The sequence below is a fragment of the Halobacillus halophilus genome (assembly GCF_020171985.1).
In the GTDB taxonomy this organism is placed as follows: Bacteria; Bacillota; Bacilli; order Bacillales; family Halobacillaceae; genus Halobacillus; species Halobacillus halophilus_A.
The window spans coordinates 479,380-496,525 of record NZ_JAIVAL010000001.1 but is presented as its reverse complement, the minus strand read 5'-3'; the positions used below and the strand labels follow the sequence as shown (position 1 = coordinate 496,525).

17 protein-coding genes, 1 pseudogene and 1 riboswitch are annotated in these 17,146 nt (G+C 39.0%); of the genes and pseudogenes, 14 read left to right on the top strand and 4 right to left on the bottom strand.

Annotated elements, in window-relative coordinates; all coding sequences use genetic code 11:
* Window positions 1-64: 64 nt before the first annotated feature.
* The 3 genes and pseudogenes from LCM11_RS02555 to LCM11_RS02545 all read left to right on the top strand — a co-directional run.
* Window positions 65-695 (top strand): annotated as a pseudogene (locus LCM11_RS02555) (zinc ribbon domain-containing protein); the annotation flags it as partial.
* Between the two features lie 269 nt (window positions 696-964).
* Window positions 965-1,297, top strand: a complete 333-nt coding sequence (locus tag LCM11_RS02550) for an iron-sulfur cluster biosynthesis family protein (protein ID WP_224892704.1) — start codon at window positions 965-967, stop codon at window positions 1,295-1,297.
* The gene (locus LCM11_RS02545) at window positions 1,294-1,518 is read left to right on the top strand and encodes a YqkE family protein (RefSeq protein WP_224892703.1); all 225 of its coding nucleotides are present in this window, start codon (window positions 1,294-1,296) and stop codon (window positions 1,516-1,518) included. Before LCM11_RS02550 ends, LCM11_RS02545 begins: the two co-directional genes overlap by 4 nt.
* Before the next feature lie 68 nt (window positions 1,519-1,586).
* Here LCM11_RS02545 and LCM11_RS02540 read toward each other — a convergent pair whose 3' ends face one another.
* Entirely contained in the window at window positions 1,587-2,549 is a 963-nt protein-coding gene (locus LCM11_RS02540; protein ID WP_224892702.1) for a sodium:calcium antiporter, read from the bottom strand.
* Between the two features lie 316 nt (window positions 2,550-2,865).
* Window positions 2,866-2,963, top strand: a riboswitch (TPP riboswitch).
* Between the two features lie 79 nt (window positions 2,964-3,042).
* On the opposite strand from LCM11_RS02540, the gene LCM11_RS02535 reads away from it, so the two are divergent.
* The 7 genes from LCM11_RS02535 to LCM11_RS02505 all read left to right on the top strand — a co-directional run bounded on the left by LCM11_RS02535 (window position 3,043) and on the right by LCM11_RS02505 (window position 7,949).
* Entirely contained in the window at window positions 3,043-3,660 is a 618-nt protein-coding gene (locus LCM11_RS02535; protein WP_224892701.1) for a thiamine phosphate synthase, read from the top strand.
* Window positions 3,653-4,786 (top strand): glycine oxidase ThiO, encoded by a 1,134-nt coding sequence (gene thiO / locus LCM11_RS02530; protein WP_224892700.1) that lies wholly within the window; start codon window positions 3,653-3,655, stop codon window positions 4,784-4,786. The genes LCM11_RS02535 and thiO overlap by 8 nt, the downstream gene beginning before the upstream one ends.
* Window positions 4,783-4,986 (top strand): sulfur carrier protein ThiS, encoded by a 204-nt coding sequence (thiS, locus tag LCM11_RS02525; protein WP_224892699.1) that lies wholly within the window; start codon window positions 4,783-4,785, stop codon window positions 4,984-4,986. The genes thiO and thiS overlap by 4 nt, the downstream gene beginning before the upstream one ends.
* A 4-nt stretch (window positions 4,987-4,990) precedes the next feature.
* Window positions 4,991-5,758 (top strand): thiazole synthase, encoded by a 768-nt coding sequence (locus LCM11_RS02520; protein ID WP_224892698.1) that lies wholly within the window; start codon window positions 4,991-4,993, stop codon window positions 5,756-5,758.
* Window positions 5,755-6,780 (top strand): thiazole biosynthesis adenylyltransferase ThiF, encoded by a 1,026-nt coding sequence (locus tag LCM11_RS02515; protein WP_224892697.1) that lies wholly within the window; start codon window positions 5,755-5,757, stop codon window positions 6,778-6,780. The genes LCM11_RS02520 and LCM11_RS02515 overlap by 4 nt, the downstream gene beginning before the upstream one ends.
* Before the next feature lie 349 nt (window positions 6,781-7,129).
* Complete coding sequence (locus LCM11_RS02510; protein ID WP_224892696.1) at window positions 7,130-7,435, top strand: hypothetical protein; 306 nt, start codon at window positions 7,130-7,132, stop codon at window positions 7,433-7,435.
* 97 nt (window positions 7,436-7,532) lie between these two features.
* The gene (locus tag LCM11_RS02505) at window positions 7,533-7,949 is read left to right on the top strand and encodes a VOC family protein (RefSeq protein WP_224892695.1); all 417 of its coding nucleotides are present in this window, start codon (window positions 7,533-7,535) and stop codon (window positions 7,947-7,949) included.
* 170 nt (window positions 7,950-8,119) lie between these two features.
* Here the strand turns inward: LCM11_RS02505 and LCM11_RS02500 are convergent, their stop codons facing one another.
* Window positions 8,120-9,250 carry a DUF2515 domain-containing protein gene (locus tag LCM11_RS02500; protein WP_224892694.1) on the bottom strand — a complete coding sequence of 377 codons (1,131 nt, stop codon included), beginning with the start codon at window positions 9,248-9,250 and terminating at the stop codon, window positions 8,120-8,122.
* Window positions 9,251-9,333: 83 nt separating this feature from the next.
* Between LCM11_RS02500 and shc the strand changes: the two genes are divergently transcribed.
* The 4 genes from shc to LCM11_RS02480 all read left to right on the top strand — a co-directional run bounded on the left by shc (window position 9,334) and on the right by LCM11_RS02480 (window position 13,962).
* Window positions 9,334-11,232, top strand: coding sequence for a squalene--hopene cyclase (shc, locus tag LCM11_RS02495; protein ID WP_318246132.1), 1,899 nt, complete (start codon window positions 9,334-9,336; stop codon window positions 11,230-11,232).
* Window positions 11,233-11,473: 241 nt separating this feature from the next.
* Window positions 11,474-11,968 carry a DUF2243 domain-containing protein gene (locus LCM11_RS02490; protein ID WP_412098130.1) on the top strand — a complete coding sequence of 165 codons (495 nt, stop codon included), beginning with the start codon at window positions 11,474-11,476 and terminating at the stop codon, window positions 11,966-11,968.
* On the top strand, window positions 11,968-12,753 hold the full coding sequence (locus tag LCM11_RS02485) for a cytochrome c oxidase assembly protein (RefSeq protein WP_224892693.1): 786 nt from the start codon (window positions 11,968-11,970) through the stop codon (window positions 12,751-12,753). Before LCM11_RS02490 ends, LCM11_RS02485 begins: the two co-directional genes overlap by 1 nt.
* Window positions 12,754-13,059: 306 nt before the next feature.
* Window positions 13,060-13,962 (top strand): GNAT family N-acetyltransferase, encoded by a 903-nt coding sequence (locus tag LCM11_RS02480; protein ID WP_224892692.1) that lies wholly within the window; start codon window positions 13,060-13,062, stop codon window positions 13,960-13,962.
* A gap of 52 nt (window positions 13,963-14,014) precedes the next feature.
* Here the strand turns inward: LCM11_RS02480 and LCM11_RS02475 are convergent, their stop codons facing one another.
* Entirely contained in the window at window positions 14,015-15,571 is a 1,557-nt protein-coding gene (locus LCM11_RS02475) for an ABC-F family ATP-binding cassette domain-containing protein (RefSeq protein WP_224892691.1), read from the bottom strand.
* A gap of 651 nt (window positions 15,572-16,222) precedes the next feature.
* On the bottom strand, window positions 16,223-17,116 hold the full coding sequence (locus LCM11_RS02470; RefSeq protein WP_224892690.1) for a proline 4-hydroxylase: 894 nt from the start codon (window positions 17,114-17,116) through the stop codon (window positions 16,223-16,225).
* Window positions 17,117-17,146: the final 30 nt, after the last annotated feature.

The window sequence follows — 17,146 nt, the reverse complement described above, 5'->3', positions numbered from 1 at the left end:
TCGGTGCTTTAACGGCACCCTGCATTTTTGCCCATTTATCATTCATCAGCAGAAGACTCCCTCTTCAAGCGCCGTGTCGAAGACCGACGGAAATATTGCAATCCAGGATCGCAAAATCAAGCTGCCTAAGCTGAGGCTTGAGAGATTTGCCAAGAGTCTTGAAGTGAAAGGCCGCATCTTGAGTGCGACGGTTCGCCGCCATCCGACCAAAATATTCTATATCGATTCTTGTTAAAACAGATATTCAGGAACTTCCTAAATCCAACGCCTATGTTGGCTTTGATCTAGGATTGAAAGACTTCGCTGTTCTCTCGAATGGCACCACCTATGAAAACCCACGATACCTACGTACGACCGAAAAGAAACTAGCAAAAGCTCAACGTATCCTTTCCCGAAGGGGATCGAAAACGATCCAAATCGATTCGTGAGGCGAGCTGGTCGATGTTCCCCTCTGCTCGAATACAAAGCCGAATGGTACGGAAAACAATTGGTATTCTTATCAATAGTTTTTGCCGAGTTCTCAGCTGTGTTCCAAGTGCGGATACCAAAACAATGAGGTGAAGAATCTAGCTGTTCGAACGTGGGACTGCCCCAATTGCGGCTCCTGCCACGACCGCGATCTAAAAGCGAGTTTCAATATATTGAAGGAAATTAAAAGAATCCTTCCAACCGTCGGTGCGACGGGGCTAGCCTAATCATTTGAACGAACCGTTAGTTAGGTTCGTGCTCTTAGGAATCCCCCAACTTCAAGGAGCGTCAGCGAGTAAGTGGGGGGTAGTTCAAAAAAGAATGACAGCCTGTTAATATTGGAGAATGAAAAATGATTAGGTCGTCGCTTTTAGCATTAGTCGTAGAAATTACACTGTCATTAGAGCTGCTTTGATGTAAAACATCCGGCCGAAATGAGCAAGGGAATTGCCTTAGGGGAATCATTTTTTTATGATAGTGTTAGGAGGGATCGATAATGAAGTTGCGTATAACAGATGAGGCCAAAAAGAAGCTTGAAGATATGAAAGATCCTGGTCGCCCAATTATCAGGCTCTATTATGATACAGAGGGGTGCGGATGTGGAGTGAATGGGCTGCCCACCATTCGGTTTACCGATCAAATTCTGAATACAGATAACTTGGTGGTAAATGCAGAATACAAAGTGATCATTGATCATCAACAAGCCACTTTCTTTAAGCCCGATATGAAACTGGATTTCATTAAAAACAGCTTCCGCCTTTCAAGTCCTGACGGGATTCTTAATCCGATTATCTCTCCAAAAGATGTGAAAGAAGGCGAAGCCGTATGAGTAAAAAAGAAGAAAGAGAAGGAACACTAAGTAAACAGCTAAACGAAGATGTATTGGCTAAACTTCGTTCAAAAAAATCTGAACTAAAACAAAGTGAGGCCGAACGTCTGGAGCAAGAAAAGCAGAAGCGCCTTGAAGAAAGAAAGAAAAAAGAAGCAAATAAAAGTTTTGAAGAGCTTCTAAATGAAAGTGAACTTGATTGGAAAACGTTTAAAAAATAGACTTCCATTTATTGAATGGAAGTCTATTTTTTAAATCTATAAAATGGATTTTGCGATCGATTTTTATACTAAAACAGCACATAAGAAGCGACAAAGTAAATTAAAGTCATAAGAAGAGACGGGGCCGCATAACGCCAGTGACTTGTCTTACTAGCGGGGCGGATGAGCAGAAAGATCATAATTAATGTCATAACGACTCCAAGACAAGCAATAAATATATGAGAAGCCTGGACAGAAGTTAGGATAGCTCCCTCTCTATATAACAAGTCGGTCAAAGCTAAAAGTTGTATATTAAACAAATTGCTTCCAAGTATTGAACCTATTGCCATATTATAATTGGCCAGCCTGAAGGCTGCGTACACGGCTACAAGTTCAGGCAGGGAAGTTGATGCGGCAATTAGAAAGCTGCCTACAAAACTCGCATCAAGTCCTGATGCTTCAGCCATCCGGTCACCTGAAACAGATAAAGCACTTCCAGAAATGAAAACAATGACAGAAGCAATAATAAATCCGATAATAGCTGCTCGCAGCGAGTAATCTTTAGTCACCCCTTCCTCTTCTTGATCGGACTCTTCTCCAGAAATAAATTTCATACTGAAAATATAAAGCATCACGATAACGATCATTTCAATCCCCACTCCAAAAATCTCGATCGAACCGGGAATCCAAAGAGAGAAAATAATAATAATAAGGAAAAGTAAACCGATAGAAGCCGACGGAATATTTTCCTTATTATTCACTTTTTGAAATAATCGCTGTCTTCTATAGATGATATCCATACTCGCAAGGATGACAAGATTAAATACATTACTCCCCAGCATATTTCCCACTGCTATATCTGGATTGTCAATATAGACAGCTGTTAAACTTGTGGTTAATTCAGGAAGTGAAGTAGCTCCAGCAATTAAAAAGGTACCTACAGCAGCCCCGCTTAAGGAAGATTTCTTGCTGATGACGTCTCCGAACTGGTTTAGGTATACAGCACTGACCACCACGATAGCTGCAGCAAGGATGAATACAAAATAAATCATAGCGTTTCCCCTTTCTGCCAGAACATAAAAAAGACCCTGGCACAAAAATAAATTGTACCAAGGTCTTGCGTACTAAGCAGAACTTAGCCTAATGAACCAGGTATTTATCATACCGTATTGACGGTTCACCAGCCGATATCCGGTCGCTACTCCCCTTGTTACTATAAATATAGCGTTGGAACATAAAAGAGTCAAAGATTACGATCTTATTTAAAGGAGATAAGTAATAATTTAGATTTTCTTCTAATTGATCATTGTATTATATTGGAAATTAAAAAGACCTGATGTTATACTATATTTAATTAAATATTGAAACAAGCTCTACTAGGGGTGCCTTCGGGCTGAGACAAATCCATTTGAACCCTAGAACCTGATCTGGACGATACCAGCGTAGGAAAGTAGAGGGTGTAGCACATGTGTTTACTAAATATTTGCTATAAAACCGCTTCCCTATGGGGAGCGGTTTTTTTATGGAAAAGGAAGTGAAGTGGGTTTGAAGCGGGAACTTCATGTACTTTCAGATGGAAAAAAAGAATTGGATGAATTCTGCCAGATGGCCCTATCTATACAATCCGCCGCTACGGCTATCCACCTGCGTGAAAAGCATAGGTCGGAAGAAGAAATAGAAAGATGGGTCTACACACTTATAAAAGAAGGAATATCAAGCACAAAAATCATTGTAAATTCTTATTACTCGGTAGCTGGAAGATGGGGGACTGCAGGTGTTCAACTCCCGGAAGAAGGGCCTTCTCCGCAGACTGTGAAAAGACTCTATCCTGAATTGAGAGTAGGATGTTCCATTCATGGATTGGAAACAGGATACCAAAAGGAAAGGGAGGGTGCTGATTATCTACTTTACGGCAATATTTATCAGACCGAAAGTAAGGCTGGGCTTAAGGGTAAAGGTGTGAAATCATTAGCATCTTTGACCGAAGCAGTTTCCATACCTGTAATAGCTATTGGAGGAATTCACTTATCAAATTTGGAAAAAGTTCTTCAAACTAAGGTATCTGGAGTAGCCGTGATGTCTTCCATTGCTCAAGCTCACAACCCTGTGGAGAGAGCCGAAAGGTTTCAATCAAGGATTCAAAGGAGTTGTTATCATGTCTAAGAAATACGACACAATTATACTTGGCGGGGGAATCATAGGCTGTTCTACAGCTTTTTATCTATCGAAGAAGGGGCAACGGGTTTTAGTTCTGGAGAAAGGGTCACTTGGACAAGAAGCTTCCAGTGCAGCTGCAGGCATGCTCGGAGTCCAAACGGAGTTGGAAGAGGAGAGCCCTATCTACGAACTAGCACGTAAGAGCAGAGAGATGTTTCCAAACTTAGCAGAAGAATTAAAGGACATGACTGGAATAGACATTGGGCTTTCACAAAAGGGAACAATGAGGCTGGCTTTTTCGGAAGAACAGAGAGCTGATTACCGGGAAATTGCTGTAAATCAAAAGCTTAAAGGTGAAGAATCATTCTGGAAAGATAAAGAAGAAATAGTTGGAATGGAACCATGTCTGACAGATTCACTATTCGGAGGAATATGGTTTCCAAAAGAAGGTCATGTATCAGCTCCAGATCTTACCCAGGCTTTTGCGAGAGCTGCAGCTGTAAATGGAGTGACTTTTCGTGAATCTGCTGATGTCTATCAGTTGATATTCCATCAAAATCAAGTGGTAGGAGCAGCTACTGACACTGGGGATTTTTATGGAAGTGCCGTTCTAGTGGCCGCGGGAGCATGGAGTCGTCGTTTCTTACTTGGTGAAGAACAGGCTTTATACCCTGTGAAGGGAGAGGCTCTTTCGGTAAAAACAGAAAAAGCGATGCTTCATACAACCATCTTTACAGATGATTGCTATCTTGTTCCAAAAAAAGGTGGAGAAATTATTGTTGGAGCAACTTCCACACCTCATACATTTGACAAGCGCGTAACCATGGAGGGAATAGGAGGGCTGATTCATAAAGCCAAGAGACTTTTGCCTTTATTGGGGAGAGCTGAAATTGATCGAATATGGGCTGGAACGAGACCTATGACGGGAGACGGTCTGCCCATTATGGGTGCACATCCTGATTTGAGCAACTTATATTTTAGCACCGGACATTATCGTAACGGGATATTATTAAGTCCAATTACCGGGAAGGTAATGGCGGATTATATAGCAGAGGAAGCGACTCTCATAACAGATTTATCAGCTTTTAAGCCTGAGCGATTTCAATACCAAACGGAGGTGAGTCCATTATGAAACTCTTTATTAATGGTGAGGAAATGATAGTACCGGATAATGTGACGAACGTGGAGAAGCTTTTGGATTATTTTAATCTAAATAATAAGGCTGGTATTGTCGAGAGAAATCAAGTAATTGTGGATAGATCGTTACATGCAGAAGAGTCTGTAACGAATGAGGACCGGATAGAAATTGTTCATTTTGTTGGAGGAGGATGAAAAAATGTTAACCATAGCAAATCGTAATTTTCACTCAAGATTATTGCTGGGCACTGGAAAATATCCTGACTATTCTATCCAAAAGCAAGCAGTCGAAGTTTCCGAAGCAGAAATTCTGACGTTTTCTGTTCGTCGGATGAATATCTTTGAAGCGGATCAGCCTAATTTCTTGGAAATGATTGATACGGATCGTTACACTCTGCTTCCTAACACGGCAGGTGCTAAGACGGCAGAAGAAGCAGTCAGAACGGCTAAGCTGGCTAAAGCTTCTGGGTTATGCGATATGATAAAAGTAGAAGTAATCGGTGACCAGCGCACTTTACTTCCCGATCCAATTGAAACATTAAAAGCTTCTAAGATACTATTGGAAGAAGGCTTTATAGTACTGCCTTACACTTCAGATGATGTTATGCTAGCAAAAAGGCTGCAAGACTTAGGAGTGCATGCCATTATGCCTGGGGCTTCACCGATTGGTTCAGGTCAAGGGATTATCAACCCATTAAATTTACAATTTATTGTAGAGCAGTCAACAGTTCCTGTTATTGTAGATGCTGGTATAGGTTCCCCGGCCGATGCGGCTCAGGCGATGGAGATTGGGGCTGACGGTGTCTTATTAAATACGGCTGTTTCTCAAGCGGAAGACCCTGTAAAAATGGCCCGGGCAATGAAGCTCTCGATTCAGGGCGGAAGATTAGGTTATGAAGCAGGTCGCATCCCTAAGAAAACTTACGCGACAGCAAGCAGTCCTACGGAAGGAATGAGCATTGGTTGAAGGAAAGATATTCTAGACAAATTTTATTTTCACCTATAGGCGAAAAAGGGCAGCAAAAACTAAGTGAAAAGCATGTGCTCTTAATAGGAGCAGGAGCTTTAGGAACAAGTAATGCAGAAATGCTGGCCCGTGCAGGTGTTGGGAAAATAACGGTAGTCGATCGGGATTATGTAGAATGGAGCAACCTGCAGCGACAGCAGCTGTTCACTGAGAGGGATGCGGTAGAACGTATTCCAAAAGCAGTAGCTGCAGCCCATCGATTAAGAGAAATTAATTCAGAAATCAACATCTCAGGTGAAATCATGGATGTTTCGGTTCAGGAGATTGAAGAACTGGTCGAAGGTGTAGACATTATGATTGATGCTACCGATAACTTTGAAACCAGGATGCTTCTTAATGATGCTTCACAGAAATATAAAGTACCCTGGGTTTACGGCGCCTGTACAGGCAGTTATGGACTTTCTTATACTATTGTGCCAGGGCAGACTCCCTGTTTCTCGTGTTTGTTAGGAGCAGTTCCTATGGGAGGGGAAACATGCGATACTGTAGGGATTATCAGCCCTGCCGTTCAAATTGTTGCTGCTTACCAAGCTGCTGAGGCATTGAAGCTTTTAGTGGAAGATTATAAGTCTCTAAGGAGAAACCTGTTTTATTTTGATATATGGCAGAACCAACAGTCAACAATTAAAGTAGAAAAATTAAAAAAAGACGATTGTCCTTCTTGCGGGCAGGCATCGACCTATCCTAATCTCGATCCTGTAAATTTATCTAGAACAGCGGTATTATGTGGACGGGACACAGTGCAAATTCGCCCAGCCAACAAGAAAAAAAGAAATCTGGATGAACTCTCTGACAGACTTCAAGCTGTCGAGGGCGGAAAAGTAGAAGGAAATACTTTTCTTTTGAATCTTACGATAGAAGGAAGACGGCTGGTCGCTTTTCAGGATGGTCGTGTGCTTATCCATGGTACGAAAGATATAAGCGAAGCCAAAACGCTTTATAACCGCTATATTGGAGGATAATCCCTAAGATCATGACACGCTCTCATTATATTGAGAGCGTGTTTTTAATGATAGAAAGGAAGGATTATTAAGCCTGGGAATAGAAATTAAGATTAAGGTAAAAAGGACTTAATGCTGGCAGGAATTATAGAATCAGCTGATGTAAAACCGTTGTCTCAGCCACGATCGCTTACCGAATACTCGTTCATAACAGAAACTTACAATTTTTTTTAACAGAGAATACAATAAAGGCTAAAGTTTGAAGATCTCTCTACAATCTCTTATCGAATGAGATTAAGTTCTATTCATATTGGAGGTCGTTCAAATAAATCGTATACTAGAGCCTGAAGGGTTGGACAGGTGGTCAAACATGCCCAATTGGAAACAAATTAGGGATATAATTTTAAAGGAGGAAATATATTCAGTAGAAAAAAAAGGACTCGCGATCCTTGGTATTGTAATTATTGCGCTTTTGCAGGCGTTTACAGAATCTATATTGGATGAAAGCTTAGCAATTATTATAGCGGCAGCTTTAATGAGTGGCTATTCTATTTTGAAGTTGAAGCGCAAAGAGAGAATATACGAGTTTATAATAGTAAGTATATTAAGTTTGCTTTTGCTTGCCTGGGGACTTTACAGGGTTTTAGTAATAATAGTTAACGGTGTCTCTTATTAATGGAAAACCAAACAAAAGGATTCTGCGATTAAATAAGTTGCACTCTACTATTTATCTTTATTAAAAATACCACTGAAAGCAAGGGGAGATCCCAAGTATGACAAAAAATCTACTAAGGGTAGGAACAGTTTATCTGCCTGTTCAATGCGTGGATGAAGCCGCAGAATGGTATGTAGATAAATTGGGAGCTTATGTAACGTATAAAGATGAGAATAAAGCCATTGTTAATATGGCGAACCTAAGTTTCTTTCTTGTTAAAGCAAAAGAAAATGAAACGGCCAATTTTATTGATGAGAGAGGTGAAGAGTGCTTTTCGTTAACATTTGAAGTGAATGGTAAAGAAGAGCTGGAAATACTTTATAACGAACTGGTTAGTCAAGGAGTCCACGTGGGCCCATTTGAAAACAGAGGCCATGGGGGCAAGAACTTTATTTTTTATGATACAGATGGAAACATGTTTGATGTATGGAGTGAATTGAGCTCGGTCTTTAAAGAAAAGTTTGATATTGGGTGAAGAGAAAGTAAGAACGTCCCTTTTTATAAGTTAAAGGGACGTTTTCGTGCATTAAAGAAGGCTTCACATATGGCTGGTTTGGATAGCGATATCCTCAAAGAATGGATGGCATGGATATTTAATGCTTTCACAATCACTGTCGTTTTTTAACGATAAGAAAATTTCACTATCTAATAACGAGTAAATAATTTCTTAGCAAATACCGCTATCTCCAGCTTTTCGATCGTTTCCCAGTAATGGTTTAATACATTTTCCTCTTTATCATTAATTTTCTTCTTAACGAATGGAAACATCTTCATGTCTTTGAACCAATCCCCCTCTTCCGCAGTAGAGTGTGTCCAATCTTCCCAAACATCTTTTAGGTTAGGACTGTAAATACGCGGACTCTTCTTATTTAGATCAATCTGCGTATGAGGTAACATCTGGTTAGAATCAGGAAACATTTTTTTTATTTCAGTAAAAAGGTGAGGCCAAAAATCGTGACGCGATCCTGTATGAGGATGCTGCTCTGCCCAGATTATAATGTACTTAAGACGGCTTTTAATGGAATATAGATCATGATAAAGTTTTTTACCTAATAGAATGCGATCTTCCAACGAAGAAAAATGATGAACGGTTCCTCCTACAAAATTTACTTTTTTTGTACTTTGCGTTTCGTAGGGAATTAGTATGTGATTCAAGTCGAATACATCTTGTAGTCTAAATAAGATAGTATGAAGAACATTTTTTTGATACTGATCATTCAGCATAACCCGGCTCTCAATATAATTCTGTTCGTTTATAATTAAAGCTGTTGTGAGCAGTGAACTGGATTTATCTTTCCAAAAGTTTACCCAAAAAGGCTCCATAAATCGTGATACATTCAAATGATTCAGTAAGTGAAATAAGGAAACATTTTGTTTCTTGCTCTCTTCGTAAAGTAATAACTGCGGATAGGCATCCTGAAATATGAGCCAGTTTCCTCTTTCAAGAAAAAGGAAAAAATCATTTTGTTCTTTTGGGGTAAGCAGCCTGATCAAAAACTCACCTTTTAAATCCGTCATATTCCAGCCGGCATTTCTAGACACCAAATGAGCCAGCAAACACCAATGGATCTCTGGATGGAGTTTAAAATATTCAAGATAAGCCGTGGTTCTAGTAACGTTATTCTTGTTTCTTATCTTTGTTTTATCGCGAATACTCTGGATAAGCTTTCTTTCTTCTTTTGAGAGATTGGAAATGGGTTCTTCTTTTAATTTATTTTTCAATTCTAACTTTAATGTGGTGTACTGATTATGATTGTTTATCCACTTTCTTATCATTAGCTTCAGCCTCCTTTCTCAGCATGGATGTAGCGCATAATGAATACATTTAAACTATTGATAGAACAGAGAGAGGGATGAGGTTGAAGGAGATTGTTGAATTAGAAATAATGCGGCTTGTTAACCTCTTGAAAGAACAGCAGACCATGGATGGATCCTGGAATTATCCTTTTGAAACTGGAATAATTACGGATGCTTATATGATTATTTTATTACGGACCCTTAATTTTCATGAAGGAGAATTGGTTCAGCAGCTTACGGCTCGTATTTTAAGCAGACAGGAAAGAAACGGTTCCTGGAAGTTGTTTTATGATGAAGAAAGCGGCAACTTATCCTCAACTATTGAAGCCTATTATGCTTTGCTGTTTTCTGGATTATGCAAGAAAGAGGATATTGAACTTAAGAAAGCAAGAAACTTTATTCAAAATCATGGAGGCTTAGAAAAAGCATCTATGTTTACCAAAATTTTGTTGAGTTTGACTGGACAATATCACTGGCCGGAGAAATTTACTATCCCTGTAGAGGTAATTTTGCTGCCTCCTGCCTTTCCAATACAACTTTTCGATATATCAGTGTTTGGAAGATCAAACCTTGTTCCTATTCTTCTCCTTGCTCATAAAAAATATCAGGCTGGCAGCATCCATACACCTGATTTATCAGAGTTGAGCACCAGTCATAAGAATCGGAGCGGTGAAGACTCTTTCTTTGAAGATGATATTCGGTCCCTCGAATGGAAAAAGTATTTTAGAGAGCTACTGAATGTAATGAGCCAGAACTTGAACTACTTAGTTAATTTAGAGGAAGCAGCAATCAGAAAAGCCGAGAATTACATGATAAACAGGATTGAACCGGATGGAACATTACTGAGTTACTTTAGTTCCACTTTTTATATGATTTTCTCTTTTCTTGCTCTTGGTTATAAGAAAGAAGATCCAGTAATTGAGAATGCAGTAGAAGGCTTGAAGTCGATGGCTTGTAAAATTAACGGACAAATTCACATGCAATACACAACTGCAGACGTCTGGAATACTGCCTTAATCAGCAGCGCAATGCAGGAAGCAGGAGTACCTGGAAATGCATTGGTTATCCAGAAAGCAAATGATTATCTCCTATCAAGACAACACGTGAAGTATGGAGACTGGGTGCTTCATAACACTAAAACGCTGCCAGGAGGATGGGGCTTTTCAAATATTAATACGATAAATCCTGATGTAGACGATTCCACAGCAGCTTTACGGTCTATAAAAAGTCAGGTCTCTTTTAATGTTGATTACAGGCAAGCGTGGGACCGTGGAGTCAATTGGGTCTTTTCGATGCAAAATGATGATGGAGGATGGCCTGCATTTGAAAGAGAAGTTAATCAACCTTTTTTAGAATATCTTCCGATACAAGGCTCTTCCTTTATTCTCTCCGATGCTTCTTCAGCAGATTTAACAGGAAGAACACTAGAGTTTTTTGGTCGTCACACCCATACCCCTTATGATCATCCAGCTATAAAGAAAGGGCAGAAGTGGCTAAAAAAGCACCAGAACAAAAACGGATCGTGGTACGGAAGGTGGGGGATCTGCTATATATATGGTACTTGGGCAGCTTTAACAGGCTTAATTGCCAGTGGAAAAGATCCTCAGTCTCCTGTGGTCAAGAAATCTGTCCGGTGGCTTGAGAATATTCAGAACCAAGATGGAGGTTGGGGAGAATCGTGTAGTAGCGATAAAAAGAAGAGGTATGTACCGCTTGGTTCAAGTACCCTCACGCACACTGCCTGGGCACTTGATGGACTGATAGCGGCATCTTCTGAACCATCCGAAGAAATGGTCAAAGGTGTCCAATTTCTCATTAATCGTGGAAAAGGTGAAGGGTGGACGTATGAGTATCCGAAAGGACAAGGAATGGCAGGAGCCTTCTATATCCATTACCACAGCTACCGATATGTCTGGCCGCTTCTTACTTTAAGTCACTACCACCAAAAGTTCTTAACATAAGGCGCTGTTATAGGTTATTGTTGATTTTTCATAAGAGACTTATTGCGCAATTGGGCCGCAGGAAAGCGAGTTATTTTCGTAGCTGCCGTACAGAGTCATGAAAAAATCCAGCGATCCGATCAAATTAAGAATATACAAACCTTATTAGGTTTACTTCTCTACAATATAAGGTATGGGTAAAAATGGAAATGCTTAAAGGGGAATAAAAATTATTATAAGGAGTCTTTTGAAAGTGGCAGAAATAAATAGTAGTAGCATCTCTCAAAATGAAAAAAAGCTCGGGTATTCATTTAGAAATACATCAGCAGGGATATTGTTTGGTATAGGAGTAGCTGCTTTTATGGATGAAAGCATCTTTCATCAATTGTTACATTGGCATCATTTTTACGATAAATCAACTACCAATGCCGGCTTAGTATCCGATGGATTCTTTCATGCTTTCAGTTGGTTTTCAACTGTGGCAGCTTTATTCTTAGTAGCAGATCTACGTCGTAGAAATGCCTTCTGGCCTATTAAATGGTGGGGAGCGGTGTTAATTGGAGCGGGAGGGTTTCAACTTTATGATGGAACCATTCAACATAAACTAATGCAAATTCACCAGATAAGGTATGTGGAGGATCTATTGCCATACGACCTTGTATGGAATGGATCAGCTGTACTGATGATTATGGCAGGAAGCATAATTTTATATAAGACACAAAGAAGGAAAAGCATTTCAGGCGGGAGAAAATCGTAGTGAGTCACGATCAGATTGTAAATGTTACAACCGGTCTATCGGCACTATTTTTAAGTGTTGGAGCTCTTCTTATCGTTATCTTATATATAGGGGCAGGACTGAGTTCAAGTCGACATAGTCGATTGAAAGCATGGCCCTGGTATCGGTATATTAGTTTCACATTGGGAATAGTTTGTGCTGCTATATCCGTTATAGGACCAATCGCAGCTCAGGCAATGAGTAATTTTACTATGCATATGGTCAGCCATCTCCTGCTTGGAATGCTTGCTCCCGTTTTACTGGTTATATCCGCTCCCGTTACCCTGCTTTTACGGTCACTTCCTGTAAGACATGCTAAAGTTGTAACCAGCCTGCTTCGTAGTTATCCTGCACGTATCATAAATCATCCTATAATAACCTCATTATTGAATATTGGGGGCCTTTGGATTCTTTATACGACAAGTTTGTATAGTTGGATGCATACAAACCTTATGGTTCATATCTTAGTGCATGTCCATATTTTTGCAGCAGGCTACATTTTTTCAGCTTCACTAATTTACATAGACCCTGTACCTCACCGACTCAGTTATATATACAGATCCATCGTGTTAATTGGTGCTCTTGCAGCCCACGGTATTCTATCAAAATACATCTATGGTCATCCACCTGCGGGAGTTGGGGTACAAGAAGCACAGACAGGCGGAAAGCTCATGTACTATGGTGGGGATTTTATTGACCTCATCATTATCGTGTTATTATGCTATCACTGGTATAAAAATACTCATCCTAACGAGGCGTTAGCTTAAATGCCTTATCCCAATTTGATTAGTGTTAAATCCTCCATTGTTAGGGCAGGAGCTGAAATTGGTTAGGCTAACACATATATTAAAAGAACTCTTTTAATATATGTGTTCTTTTTTGTCGAATACTATCCAGGGGTATATAAGGTCTCAAATTAATAAGAAAGATGGACTATTCTTTTAATCAGAAGAATAAATATTACTAGATAATTTACGATATTAGATGCTTTTTCCCTCGAGGCAATTCTGACAGGTTTTTTTGGCTGTATTTATACAAAGAAAAGATCTTAAAAGGAGAGCAGATGAGAATATATGGTTCACATCAAAAATCCCAGTATTGTTATTAAAGAATTCCTGAATTATAACGATTATAATAGAGTTACAAAGCTTATGGAAGCCTGCATAGCATATGATAATATATCGCTTAAACTGGAACTGGATTATAAATTAAGCCATTCTTTTCAAAAAATGAAAGATATGAATAATTCCAATGAATTTATGTTTTATGAGGGAGAAATGCTTATAGGATATATCGGCATATGTCAATTCGGGGCTGAAATGATGGAAGTGAATGGAATGGTTCACCCGGATTACAGAAGAAGGGGGGTTTTCAGCCGGTTATATGGATTGGTTAAAGATGAGTGGCGCAAAAGATCCACTCAAGATATGTTATTACTATCTGATCACCATTCGCGCTCAGGTCAGGCATTTATTAAATCTACTGAAGCTCGCTATGATAAGTCTGAATACGAAATGTTCCTGGTGAATGAGCCAAAGGATAAGACTGTTTTAAGTCAGATTCTCCTTAGAGAAGCAATGAATGAGGACGCAAAAGAAATTGCGAGACAAAATAAAATTTATTTTCAGATTGATCCTAGGTCTGAACTCACTCTTCCAGAAGAAGAGGCTAAGCACGGAGTTTATATTTATTTGGCTGAGCTTGAGCAATCATGTATAGGGAAAGTGCACTTGAATAGGGAAGACAGTACCGGAGTAATTTTTGGTTTAGGAGTACTACCAGAATATCGCGGCAGGGGATATGGAAGAGAAATTTTATTAAGATCTATAGAGAAGCTTAATGAAAAAAAAGTAGATGATATTAAGCTTCAAGTGGAAGTGAAAAATAGGAATGCCTTAAGTCTTTATCAGACCTGCGGATTTAAAGAAACCTCTACTATGGATTATTTTAAGCTCGCAAAAAGAAATTTTAATTGAGAATAACAAACGTCCAGAACATGATATATGTTCTGGACGTTTAAATGTACAGTTAGAATACTTTTGTAGTCCAGTCTTCGCAATTCCATACGTCTGTTACAACATCCATATAGAAATCTGGTTCGTGAGAAATAAGCAAAACACTTCCTTTATAATCCTGTAAGGCTCGTTTCAATTCTGCTTTAGCATCAACATCTAAATGGTTAGTAGGTTCGTCGAGGACAAGAAGATTAGTTTCTTTATTAATTAATTTACACAGACGTACTTTTGCTTTTTCCCCGCCACTTAGTACTTGCACTTTACTTTCAATGTGCTTTTTTGTTAAACCGCATTTTGCAAGGGAAGCTCGTACCTCATATTGGGTGAAATGTCTAAACTCCTCCCAAATTTCTTCAATGCATGTGTTTTTGCTTGTTTCTTTTAATTCTTGTTCAAAGTAGCCGATATGAAGATGATCACCTAATTGAACGGAGCCTTCAACCGGCTGTATTTCCCCAAGGATACTTTTTAATAGCGTAGTTTTACCAATACCGTTTGCTCCAGATAATGCAATTTTCTCGCCTCGTTCCATAGATAAATTGAGAGGTCTGGAAAGAGGCTCATCATAACCGATAACAAGATCATTAGTATCAAATAAATATTTCCCTGGAGTTCGAGCTTGTTTAAAGTTAAATTGAGGTTTCGGTTTTTCGGAATCAAGTTCGATGACTTCCATTTTATCAAGTTTCTTCTGCCTGGACATTGCCATTTTACTCGTCGCAGCATTCGCTTTATTACGGGCTACAAAGTCTTTTAGATTAGCAATTTCTTTTTGCTGCTTTTTATAAGCGGCTTCAAGCTGTTGCTTTTTCATGTCGTACACTTTTAAAAATTCATTGTAGTCGCCCGGGTACCGGGTTAATTCCTGGTTTTCCACGTGATAAATGATGTTTACGACACTATTTAAAAATGGAATATCATGGGAAATGAGGATAAATGCATTCTCATATTCCAATAGATATTTTTTCAGCCACTCTATATGTTCAACATCGAGATAGTTGGTAGGCTCGTCTAATAGTAATATGTCAGGTTTCTCCAGAAGCAGCTTGGCAAGTAATACTTTTGTACGCTGTCCACCGCTTAGGTCTGTAACGTCCCGCTCTAATCCGATTTCATCAAGTCCAAGTCCATTAGCAACTTCATCGACCTTTGCATCTATTGTATAAAAATCATTGTTAGTCAAGGTGTCTTGCAGCCGCCCGGTTTCTTCAAGCAGGTTTTCCAGTTCTTCAGGACCCACTTCACCCATCTTTCCAAAAAGATGATTCATATCACTTTCCATATCAAACAGATATTGGAATGCAGTCCTCAAGACATCTCTTATTGTCATACCTTGTTGTAAATCTGCGTGTTGATCCAAATAACCGATTCGAATATGTTTAGACCAAATGATTTTACCGGCATCAGGCTCTACCTTACCAGTAATCATGTTCATAAATGTTGATTTACCTTCACCATTAGCACCAATTAAACCTATATGTTCTCCTCTTAATAGACGAAAAGAAACATTTTCAAAAATAGCACGGTCTCCAAAGCCATGACTTAATTCTTTTACAGTTAGTAAACTCATGTGAAACACCTATTTCCTTCTATATAATACATACCCCTATCATTATAAAGGGGCTGAGAAAAAAGTGATAGTGGAGATTCTTTCTTGTGGCAAAAAGGAAGCAGTCTTTTTTAGTTTTTATACTGTCACAGGGTTTAATATTCAACATCAAGTGGAACTTATTATACAATAAGATGGGTGGATTTTTGAAAAATTACCCAATTGTGGCAGGGCGCAAATTAGTAAAGGAGGCGAAGAATGTGAGTTGGTTTCGGAAAATAACTCTCCTATTAGCAATAATTTCTATATTTTTATTTAGCTACCGGTTAATGAATGAAAACTTTGATCCACTTCCTAATTTCATTTTTTATTTTTTGCCTGTGGTTTTTTTACTGTTCGGATTTGAGAATGTTAAAGCTAAACATCGTAGTGAAGGTTTCATTTATCTTCTTACGTTTGTCATTGGCTTTTCCATAGTGATAAAAGACTTTTTTAACTTAATTTAAATGTTCAGCGTATGTTTTTAAATTTGGTTTCTATAGCTAATCCTTCTAATGATGTTTATATTCTGCGCGCTCGAAGTATCTGTAAGCAGGGACTGAATTATACAACGTGTAATAACCATTATTAGCTAAATAAAGCGCCAAGCCTTCTCAGGCTTGGCGCTTTATTTTATTTATTTACTTTAAGTTTAGGATTACGTTCGGCGATAAAATCAGGGCGTGCTTTATTCCCGGAGAAAGGTTCGACGAGCTGATTTTCTACACTGTTATAAACCATGAACATGTTATTTCTAGGGTAGGGTGTTATATTTCCGTTTGAACCATGCATTGTATTGGATTCAAACAGCGTTATAGCTCCAGCTTTACCTGTGGGAACAGAAATGCCTCCCTGATCGGCGAGCCATCTCATGCTTTCCTGATCAGGTACTCCTAACTTCTGTCTTTTTAGAGATTCCTTGTAATTATCTTCAGGAGTCTCACCAACACATTTCACATAGTAATTTTGAGAACCTGGTACAAGCATAAGCGGACCATTAAAAGTGTAGTTATCTGATAAGGCAATAGATAGACTAACGGCTCTCATTCGTGGCATGCCGTCTTCTACATGCCACGTTTCAAAGTCAGAGTGCCAATCAAATTCTTTGCCGGTAAATCCAGGCTTATAATTAATTCGTGATTGATGAATATAGACTTCACTTCCGAGTAAATGGTTCACAATGTCTAATATTCTCTGATCGTTAGCTACTTTTTTAAAATACTCATCACTATCGTGAACTTTAAAGATAGAACGAATTTCGTTGCCTTCCGGCTCGCGGATAATCAAATCCGATTCACTATCCTGGCTGGAATTCTGCAGCTCAAATATTGCTTTTTGCATTTCAGAAACTTCCTCTTCAGAAAAGAAGTTTTCTATTTGAAGAAACCCATTTTGTTCATAGAAATCAAGTTGTTCAGTCGACAAAGGTGACTCGTGGTCTTTTGAACGATCTGTATGAATAACAGGATCCTTCCTTTTCACAATTTCGGGTTCACTACTGTACCTGGACGGATAAAGATCTTCCACAATCAAACACTCCTTTTAAAATATTGATTC

Excerpts from the sequence above, each read along its gene's own strand:
- LCM11_RS02505 (WP_224892695.1), top strand. The coding sequence starts at position 7,533 with ATGACAAAAAATCTACTAAGGGTAGGAACAGTTTATCTGCCTGTTCAA.
- thiS (WP_224892699.1), top strand. The coding sequence starts at position 4,783 with ATGAAACTCTTTATTAATGGTGAGGAAATGATAGTACCGGATAATGTG.
- LCM11_RS02550 (WP_224892704.1), top strand. The coding sequence starts at position 965 with ATGAAGTTGCGTATAACAGATGAGGCCAAAAAGAAGCTTGAAGATATG.
- LCM11_RS02545 (WP_224892703.1), top strand. The coding sequence starts at position 1,294 with ATGAGTAAAAAAGAAGAAAGAGAAGGAACACTAAGTAAACAGCTAAAC.
- LCM11_RS02480 (WP_224892692.1), top strand. The coding sequence starts at position 13,060 with ATGGTTCACATCAAAAATCCCAGTATTGTTATTAAAGAATTCCTGAAT.
- thiO (WP_224892700.1), top strand. The coding sequence starts at position 3,653 with ATGTCTAAGAAATACGACACAATTATACTTGGCGGGGGAATCATAGGC.
- LCM11_RS02500 (WP_224892694.1), bottom strand. The coding sequence starts at position 9,250 with ATGATAAGAAAGTGGATAAACAATCATAATCAGTACACCACATTAAAG.
- LCM11_RS02475 (WP_224892691.1), bottom strand. The coding sequence starts at position 15,571 with ATGAGTTTACTAACTGTAAAAGAATTAAGTCATGGCTTTGGAGACCGT.
- LCM11_RS02510 (WP_224892696.1), top strand. The coding sequence starts at position 7,130 with ATGCCCAATTGGAAACAAATTAGGGATATAATTTTAAAGGAGGAAATA.
- LCM11_RS02540 (WP_224892702.1), bottom strand. The coding sequence starts at position 2,549 with ATGATTTATTTTGTATTCATCCTTGCTGCAGCTATCGTGGTGGTCAGT.
- LCM11_RS02520 (WP_224892698.1), top strand. The coding sequence starts at position 4,991 with ATGTTAACCATAGCAAATCGTAATTTTCACTCAAGATTATTGCTGGGC.